The sequence below is a fragment of the Serratia sp. BFP-2025 genome (assembly GCF_050880365.1).
GTDB lineage: Bacteria > Pseudomonadota > Gammaproteobacteria > Enterobacterales > Enterobacteriaceae > Serratia > Serratia surfactantfaciens.
Genome location: NZ_JBPAFV010000004.1, coordinates 278148 through 285992 on the forward strand (window position 1 = coordinate 278148; position 7845 = coordinate 285992).

At 59.5% G+C, this 7845-nt stretch carries 6 protein-coding genes; 5 read left to right on the top strand and 1 reads right to left on the bottom strand.

The window, feature by feature from the left end; translation table 11 throughout:
• Positions 1-4: 4 nt before the first annotated feature.
• Positions 5-2194 carry a fatty acid oxidation complex subunit alpha FadB gene (gene fadB, locus ACRAWE_RS21990; RefSeq protein ID WP_019455278.1) on the bottom strand — a complete coding sequence of 730 codons (2190 nt, stop codon included), beginning with the start codon at positions 2192-2194 and terminating at the stop codon, positions 5-7.
• 233 nt (positions 2195-2427) lie between these two features.
• Here fadB and ACRAWE_RS21995 point away from each other — a divergent pair, with 233 nt between their 5' ends.
• From ACRAWE_RS21995 to hemG, 5 genes are all read left to right on the top strand, one after another.
• Positions 2428-3624 (top strand): MFS transporter, encoded by a 1197-nt coding sequence (locus ACRAWE_RS21995; RefSeq protein ID WP_432525885.1) that lies wholly within the window; start codon positions 2428-2430, stop codon positions 3622-3624.
• Between the two features lie 112 nt (positions 3625-3736).
• Entirely contained in the window at positions 3737-5068 is a 1332-nt protein-coding gene (gene pepQ, locus ACRAWE_RS22000; protein ID WP_432525886.1) for a Xaa-Pro dipeptidase, read from the top strand.
• Complete coding sequence (locus ACRAWE_RS22005) at positions 5068-5682, top strand: IMPACT family protein (protein ID WP_019455275.1); 615 nt, start codon at positions 5068-5070, stop codon at positions 5680-5682. Before pepQ ends, ACRAWE_RS22005 begins: the two co-directional genes overlap by 1 nt.
• A gap of 35 nt (positions 5683-5717) precedes the next feature.
• Complete coding sequence (trkH, locus tag ACRAWE_RS22010) at positions 5718-7169, top strand: Trk system potassium transporter TrkH (protein WP_004934492.1); 1452 nt, start codon at positions 5718-5720, stop codon at positions 7167-7169.
• 21 nt (positions 7170-7190) lie between these two features.
• On the top strand, positions 7191-7724 hold the full coding sequence (gene hemG, locus ACRAWE_RS22015) for a menaquinone-dependent protoporphyrinogen IX dehydrogenase (RefSeq protein ID WP_004934493.1): 534 nt from the start codon (positions 7191-7193) through the stop codon (positions 7722-7724).
• Positions 7725-7845 lie beyond the last annotated feature (121 nt).

Consider the following 7845-nt stretch of genomic DNA (forward strand, 5'->3'; position numbering starts at 1 on the left):
GACCTCATGCCGGTTGGCGGGTAGCGACGTCGGACAGCGGTGTCGCCACCGGGTAGTAGCTTTCATTGTGCTCGGCCTTGGCGCGCAGACCGGCCGGCACCTGATACAGCGCGCCGAGGTGTGCGTAACGCTGGGCCAGCTCAACGTAGTTGGCGGTGCCAAGCGTATCCAGGTAGCGGAACGCGCCGCCGTGGAACGGAGGGAAGCCGATGCCGTAGACCAGCGCCATATCGGCTTCCGCCGGGCTGGCGACGATCTTCTCTTCCAGGCAGCGAACCACCTCGTTGATCATCGGGATCATCATGCGCGCGATGATTTCTTCGTCGCTGATGGTCTGGCGCGGTTGGCTCACTTCGGCCAGCAGCGCATCGGTCTGTTCGTCGTTGTCCTTGCGCGGCTTGCCTTTGTTGTCCTGGCTGTAACGGTAGAAGCCCAGTTGGTTTTTCTGACCGAAGCGCTGGCTGTCGAACATCACGTCAATGGCGTCGCGGTAGTCTTTGCTCATGCGATCCGGGAAGCCGGCGGCCATCACCGCCTGCGCGTGGTGCGCGGTATCGATGCCCACGACGTCGAGCAGGTAGGCCGGGCCCATCGGCCAGCCGAACTGTTTCTCCATCACTTTATCGATCTGACGGAAGTCGGCGCCGTCGCGCAGCAGCAGGCTGAAACCGGCGAAATACGGGAACAGCACGCGGTTGACGAAGAAGCCCGGGCAGTCGTTCACCACGATCGGCGTTTTGCCCATGCGGCTGGCGTAGGCCACCACTTTGGCGATGGTGTCGTCGCTGGTCTGTTCGCCGCGGATGATCTCGACCAGCGGCATGCGGTGCACCGGGTTAAAGAAGTGCATGCCGCAGAAGTTTTGCGGGCGCTTCAGCGATTTTGCCAGGTGATTAATCGGAATGGTCGAGGTGTTCGACGCCAGAACAGTGTCTTCACCGATCAGGCCTTCCACTTCCGACAGCACGGCGGCTTTCACCTTCGGATTCTCCACCACCGCTTCGACGATCACCTGCGCGCGCTCGATGCCAGCGTAGTCCAGCGTCGGCTGAATGGTCGACAGCACCTGCGCCATTTTCAGGCCATCCAGCTTGCCGCGTTCCAGCTGCTTGTTGAGCAGCTTGGCCGCTTCGCTCATGCCCAGCGTCAGCGACTTGTCGCTGATGTCTTTCATGATCACCGGCACGCCTTTCAGCGCCGATTGGTAGGCGATGCCGCCGCCCATGATGCCGGCGCCCAGCACCGCCGCCTGTTTCGGCGCATCCACATTCTTGGCCAGCTTTTTCGCCTGGCCCTTCACGAACTGGTCGTTAAGGAAGATGCCGACCAGCGCGCGCGCTTCGTTGGAACGCGCCAACGGCACGAAGCTGGCGGTTTCCAGTTTCAGCGCTTCATCGCGGCCCAGCTTGGCGGCGGCTTCAATGGTCTTCACTGCGGTCATCGGCGCCGGGTAATGTTTGCCGGCGGTCTGCAGCACCATGCCTTTGGCGGTGGTGAAGCTCATCGCCGCTTCGATCGGGCTGAGTTTCAGCGGCTCCAGCTTCGGTTGACGCGCGGCGCGCCAGTCCAGTTTGCCGTCGATCGCCTGCTGCAGCATTTTGAGCGCCGCTTCGGCCAGTTTTTCCGGCGCCACTACCGCATCGACCAGGCCGACTTTCAACGCGTCTTTGGCGCTGACGTCTTTGCCGGCGGCGATGATTTCCAGCGCGCTGTCGTTACCCAGCAGGCGCGGCAGGCGGACGGAACCGCCGAAGCCCGGCATGATGCCCAATTTGGTTTCCGGCAGGCCGATACGCGCGTCCGGTGAGGCGACGCGGAAATCGGTCGCCAGAATGCATTCGCAACCGCCGCCGAGCGCATAGCCGTTAATGGCCGAAATGGTCGGCACCGGCAAATCTTCCAGCCGGTTAAAGACGTTGTTGGCGAACACCAGCCACTCTTGCAGCTTTTCGGCCGGCGCGGCGAACAGAGAAAGGAATTCGGTGATATCGGCGCCGACGATAAACGCGGCTTTGGTGGAGCGCAGCAACAGCCCCTTCAGCGCAGGCTGGTTTTCCAGCACGGTGAGCGCTTCGCCCAGGCTGGCGACGGTGCGGGTATCCAGCTTGTTGACCGAGCCTGGTGCATTGAACACCAGCTCGGCGATGCCGTTATCGAGCCAGTGCAGTTGTAATGTTTCGCCTTGGTAGAGCATGTCTATCTCCTGAATCAGCGTATGATCTGGTATGACCAGATGAAGAGGAGTGTGGTTTTTATGTTAATAATATGCAAATAAGAGATTGCATATTTGCTGGTCGGATCACATCTCACCAAGTTAGTGTTTTGATTTAGAACGAAGTTATATTTTATGTGCTATCGGCATTTGCTGGAGTTGGTCGGCCCTCATACACTTGCTCGCAGCGATTGATCATTCAGACGAGGTTACGCATGAATAAGGCGGCTTGTGTCAAACGCAGCGGCTTATGGAGCATTCCCGCCAGAACCATGACGCTGGCGTGTCTGTTGGTGTTCATGGCACAAATGGCGACGACCGTGTACCTGCCTTCGCTGCCGACGGTGATGCGGGAGTTGACGATGAGCCGGCGAGCCACCGAGTTGTCCATTTCAATCTTCGTCATCGGCGCTGCGTTGCCGGTGCTGTTCTGGGGCGCGGCGGCCGATCGCTTTGGCCGTCGAGCGCCGCTGACGCTTTCCCTGTTTCTCTTCATTGGCTGCAGCGGGCTGTTGGCGCTGTGCAGCAACGGCGCCGAGCTGCTGACCCTGCGCGCTCTGCAGGGCGTCGGCGCCGGCGGTGCGGCGATCATTGCGCGTATCATCGTGCGGGATAACTGGAGCGGTGATGAGCTGGCGCGCCGTCTGTCGGTGCTCTCCATCGCTTTCATCACCGCGCTGGGCGGGGGGCAGTTTATCGGCGGCCTACTCAGCCAATATTCGCACTGGCAGATGGGCTTCGTCTTGATGGGCGCCACCGGATTGACCGTTCTGGCGCTGATGGCGACGCTGCCGCTGGAGGCGGGGCGGGCACGCGGGCCACGTCCGGCGATGGCGGCCACCTACTTCGCCATCCTGCGGCGGCCGGGGTTCTTTTGGCCGGCCTGCGTTGGCGGGCTGGGCTTCGCCACCACGGTGACGTTGCAGGAGGTGAGCCCGTTCGTCATGCAGCAAGGTTTTGGTCTCAACGTCACGGCGTTCGGCGCGTTGGGATTGGTGATCGGCATCGCCTACTTTAGCGGCGCGTTGACGGTGAACCGCACGGTGGCGCGTGTCGGCGGGAAAAAGCTGATGCAAACCGGCAGCGGCATCGTGGCTCTGGCGACGGCAGCGATCCTGCTGCTGTGGTGGAGCGGCGTCCTGGCCGGCCTTTCCGGCATGGCGGTGTTCATCGCGCTGTATTGCCTGACTATTTTTGGCCAGGCGGTGCTGTTTCCCAACAGCATGGCGATGGCGGTCAGCGACGCCAAAGAGTACGGCGCCTATGCGATGGCGCTGTGCGGTTTTCTGCAGCAGTGTCTGGCGGGCGTCGCCGCAGCCGGCGCGGTGTTGTTGGAGCACCATGGCCTGTGGGCGCTGGCGATAGCGCTGCTCGGTCTGGCCGGCTGGCTGATGGTTAAACTGCGGATGTAACGGCATTTGCAGGGAATTGCGAGCTGCTCCGCATGCCCAACGCGATGAGGTTGGTGCGCCGGAGCGCTGTGTTAAGATGGCTTCTTTCGTGCTAAGGCATAAGGGTATTGTGATGGAAACGCTGGCTTCTTTGTATAACGACCACCTGGCAGAGCTGCAAAAACGCGCGCGCGAAGTGCTTGAACGCAACAAGTTGGATGCGCTGCTGATTCACTCCGGGGAACTGCAAAAGGTATTTTTGGACGACCATAGCTATCCGTTCAAAGTGAATGCGCATTTCAAAGCCTGGGTGCCGGTGACGTCGGTGCCGAACTGCTGGTTGTGGATCGACGGCGTCAATAAGCCGAAGCTGTGGTTCTACTCTCCGGTTGACTATTGGCATAGCGTAGAGCCGCTGCCGAACAGTTTCTGGACCAAATCCCTTGAATTGATGCCGCTGGCCAACGCTGACGCTATTGCGCAGCAGCTTCCGCCTCAGCGTGAGCGCGTCGGCTATATCGGTTATGCGCAACAGCGCGCCCGCGATCTCGGCATCCCTTCTGAGAACATCAATCCGAAAGCGGTGTTGAACTACCTGGATTTCCACCGTTCGATCAAAACCGGTTACGAGCTGGCCTGCATGCGCGAAGCGCAGAAGACGGCGGTAACCGGCCATCGCGCGGCGCATGAGGCCTTCCTCTCCGGCATGAGCGAGTTCGACATCAACCTGGCCTACCTGACGGCGACCGGCCACCGCGATACCGACGTGCCTTACGACAACATCGTGGCGCTGAACGAACACGCTTCGGTGCTGCACTACACCAAACTGGATCACCAGCCGCCGGCCGAGTCACTGAGTTTCCTGATCGACGCCGGTGCGGAATATAACGGCTACGCCGCCGATCTGACCCGCACCTATGCAGCGCAAAGCGGCAGCGAGTTCGCCCACCTGGTGAAAGATCTCAATAGTGAACAACTGGCGTTGATCGACACCATCAAGACCGGCGTGCGCTATACCGACTATCATGTGCAGATGCACCAGCGCATCGCCAAGCTGCTCAAGAATCACAAGCTGGTGGACGGCCTTAGCGAAGAGGCGATGGTTGAAACGGGCATCACCACGCCGTTCCTGCCGCACGGGTTGGGTCACCCGCTGGGCCTGCAGGTGCACGACGCCGCCGGCTTTATGCAGGATGAGCAAGGCACCCATCTGGCGGCGCCGTCCAAGTATCCGTTCCTGCGGTGTACCCGCGTGTTGCAGCCGGGCATGGTGTTGACCATCGAACCGGGTCTGTACTTTATCGACTCTCTGTTGGCGCCGTGGCGCAGCGGTGAGTTCAAGCAGCACTTCGCCTGGGATCGCATCGATGCGCTGAAGCCGTATGGCGGCATCCGTATCGAAGACAACATCGTGATCCACGAAAAGCGCATCGAGAACATGACGCGCGATCTGAACCTGGCCTGATGCGGCCGTACCCGATACCGGCGGAAGCAACCTGCTTTACCGAAGAGATAAAGAAGAGCCGTTTTATCACCCTGCTGGCGCCGACCAGCGGGGTAGAAGCGGCAAAGACGTTTATTCAGCAGGTACGGGATGAGCACCCGGCGGCGCGGCACCACTGCTGGGCCTTCGTCGCCGGTAGTCCCGATGACTCGCAGCAGTTGGGGTTCTCCGACGACGGCGAACCGTCGGGCACCGCCGGCAAACCGATCCTCGCGCAGCTGATGGGCAGCGGTATCGGCGAAGTGACCGCCGTGGTTGTCCGTTACTACGGCGGCGTCAAATTAGGCACCGGCGGGCTGGTGAAAGCCTATGGCAACGGTGTGCAACAGGCGTTGAAGCAGTTGGCATTGGTACAAAAGGTGCCGGAAGCCGAATATATCTTGCAGTGCGACTATGCGCAGTTGGCGTTGGTGGAGAACTTGCTGCAGCAAACCGCAGGTCGGATCCTGCAGGGCGAATACGGCGCCGCCGTCGTGCTGCATCTGGCGTTGCCGGCCACCGAGGTCGATCTGTTTGGGAATAAATTGCGTGATCTCAGTCGCGGTAATTTGCAATTAACCCCCATTTCGCAATAATTCCTCCCAATTGAATTGCTAAGGATCGTGCTGAAATGCATTTTCGCGCCATAACCCGTATCGTTGGTCTGCTGGTCATCCTGTTCTCCGGGACGATGTTTATTCCCGGCTTGGTGGCATTGATTTACCGCGATGGGGCGGGGCGCGCGTTCAGCCAAACCTTCTTCGTGGCACTGACCATCGGCCTGATGCTGTGGTGGCCGAACCGCAAACAGAAACACGAGCTGAAGCCGCGCGAAGGCTTCCTGATCGTCGTATTGTTCTGGACCGTGCTGGGCAGCGTAGGGGCATTGCCGTTCCTGTTTTCGGAACGGCCCAACTTGTCGCTGACCGACGCCTTCTTTGAATCCTTCTCGGGATTGACGACTACCGGCGCGACGACGCTGGTGGGGCTGGACTCGCTGCCGAAGGCCATTCTGTTTTATCGCCAAATGCTGCAATGGATGGGCGGTATGGGGATCATCGTGTTGGCGGTAGCGATACTGCCGATACTCGGCGTCGGCGGCATGCAGCTGTATCGGGCGGAAATGCCCGGGCCGCTGAAAGATAACAAGATGCGTCCGCGCATTGCCGAAACCGCCAAAACTCTGTGGCTAATCTATGTATTGCTGACCGTGGCCTGCGCGCTGGCGCTATGGGGTGCCGGGATGTCGGTGTTCGATGCCATCGGCCACAGTTTCTCGACTATCGCCATCGGCGGTTTTTCTACCCACGACGCCAGTATCGGTTATTACGCCAGTCCGACCATCAACACCATCATCGCCGTGTTCCTGCTGATTTCCGGCTGTAACTATGGCCTGCACTTCGCTTTGCTGAGCGGCCGCAGTCTGAAGGTGTATGGGCGCGATCCTGAATTCCGCATGTTTATCTTCGTTCAGCTGACGCTGGTGGTGGTGTGTACGTTGGTGCTTTGGGGGCATGGCGTGTACAAGAGCGGTATGGAAACGCTCAATCAGGCGTTTTTCCAGGTGGTCTCGATGGCGACCACGGCCGGTTTTACGACCGACAGCATCGCCAAATGGCCGCTGTTCTTACCGATGTTGTTGCTGTGTTCGGCGTTCATCGGCGGCTGCGCCGGCTCGACCGGCGGCGGCCTGAAGGTGATCCGTATTCTGCTGCTATACCTGCAGGGCTCGCGCGAGTTGAAGAGGCTGGTGCACCCCAATGCGGTCTATACCATCAAACTGGGCAACCGCGCGCTGCCGGAACGCATTCTGGAAGCGGTATGGGGATTCTTCTCCGCCTACGCGCTGGTGTTTATCGTCAGCATGCTGGCGATCATTGCCACCGGTGTCGACGACTTTTCCGCGTTCGCCGCAGTGACGGCAACGCTCAATAACCTTGGCCCCGGCCTGGGCGTGGTGGCGGATAACTTCACCACGATGCCGGCGGCAGCCAAGTGGATCCTGGTGGTGACGATGCTGTTCGGGCGTCTGGAAGTGTTTACATTGCTGGTGCTGTTCACGCCAACCTTCTGGCGTGAGTGAGCCTGATATAAGGAGTACGCCATGAAGGCATTGATACTTTATTCGAGCCGTGACGGGCAAACACGTGCTATCGCTTCTTATATAGCAAGCAAGTTGCAGGACACGCTGCGCTGTGAGGTGATCGATCTGCTGCAGGCGGAACAGGTCGACCTTAGCCAGTATCAGCAGGTGATGATCGGCGCCTCCATCCGCTACGGGCACTTTAACCCGGTACTGGATAAATTCGTTAAGCGCCATGCCGAACAGCTGAATAGGATGCCGAGCGCGTTCTTCGCGGTGAACCTGACCGCGCGTAAACCGGAAAAGCGTTCGCCGCAAACCAACGCCTATACCCGCAAGTTCCTGTTGGCCTCGCCGTGGCAGCCAAAACAGTGCGCGGTGTTTGCCGGCGCATTGCGTTATCCGCGCTATCGTTGGTTCGACCGCATCATGATTCAATTTATTATGCGTATGACGGGCGGTGAAACGGATACCAGTAAGGAAGTGGAGTACACAGATTGGCAGCAGGTCGATCGTTTCGCCCAGGAATTTAGCCAGATCCAGTACGAAAAGTGACAAAAACGCGGGTTTGGCCAGCGTTTTGCCGAAAAAATCCGCGTTTGAAAAGTTTTTTGCAATTAGGGGTTGCGGCCCGCCGAGAACTCCCTATAATGCGCCTCCACTGACCGGGAACAAC

Bases quoted from the DNA above. Each gene is read 5' to 3' on its own strand.
- fadB (WP_019455278.1), bottom strand. From the start codon at position 2,194: ATGCTCTACCAAGGCGAAACATTACAACTGCACTGGCTCGATAACGGC.
- trkH (WP_004934492.1), top strand. From the start codon at position 5,718: ATGCATTTTCGCGCCATAACCCGTATCGTTGGTCTGCTGGTCATCCTG.
- hemG (WP_004934493.1), top strand. From the start codon at position 7,191: ATGAAGGCATTGATACTTTATTCGAGCCGTGACGGGCAAACACGTGCT.
- pepQ (WP_432525886.1), top strand. From the start codon at position 3,737: ATGGAAACGCTGGCTTCTTTGTATAACGACCACCTGGCAGAGCTGCAA.
- ACRAWE_RS22005 (WP_019455275.1), top strand. From the start codon at position 5,068: ATGCGGCCGTACCCGATACCGGCGGAAGCAACCTGCTTTACCGAAGAG.
- ACRAWE_RS21995 (WP_432525885.1), top strand. From the start codon at position 2,428: ATGAATAAGGCGGCTTGTGTCAAACGCAGCGGCTTATGGAGCATTCCC.